1 protein-coding gene is annotated in these 631 nt (G+C 66.4%); it reads right to left on the bottom strand.

Going from position 1 to position 631, the window contains the following annotated elements; genetic code table 11:
- Nucleotides 1-454: inorganic diphosphatase (locus AB0C16_RS40225; protein WP_357691421.1), on the bottom strand; the 454-nt coding region annotated here is incomplete at its 3' end.
- Between the last annotated feature and the right edge of the window lie 177 nt (nt 455-631).

Raw genomic sequence — 631 nt, 5'->3', positions numbered from 1 at the left:
CCTCGATCTCGGCCTCCGCCTCGGTACGGCCGACCCAGTCGGCGCCCTCGACGGACTTGCCCGGCTCCAGGTCCTTGTAGACCTCGAAGAAGTGCTGGATCTCCAGGCGGTCGAACTCCGACACGTGGTGGATGTCGCGCAGGTGCTCCACCCGCGGGTCGGACGCCGGGACGCAGAGCAGCTTGTCGTCGCCGCCCGCCTCGTCGGTCATCCGGAACATACCGATGGCGCGGCACTTGATGAGGCAACCCGGGAAGGTCGGCTCGTCCAGGATGACCAGCGCGTCCAGCGGGTCGCCGTCCTCGCCGAGGGTGTTCTCGACGAAGCCGTAGTCGGCCGGGTAGCTGGTCGAGGTGAAGAGTCGACGGTCCAGGCGGATCCGACCGGTCTCGTGGTCCACCTCGTACTTGTTCCGCGAACCCTTCGGGATCTCGATGGTGACGTCGAACTCCACGGGTGGCTCCTCCATGATCAACACATACGTCTGGTGATTAAGTGTCCCCCACGCAGGTGTGTGGTGGCGAAAGGGGCTGGTCCGAGGTGCCGGAGACCAGAACATGGCAGGTCAGATGGCAGTCGGCGCAGCAATCCGCGCGGGTGGCGGCGGACGCTGCGTTGCTCGCGTGGCGGT

The organism is Nonomuraea sp. NPDC048916 (assembly GCF_040649575.1).
Lineage (GTDB): Bacteria > Actinomycetota > Actinomycetes > Streptosporangiales > Streptosporangiaceae > Nonomuraea.
Note: the sequence above shows the minus strand (reverse complement) of the source record. Positions and strands in the feature narration are given on the sequence as shown.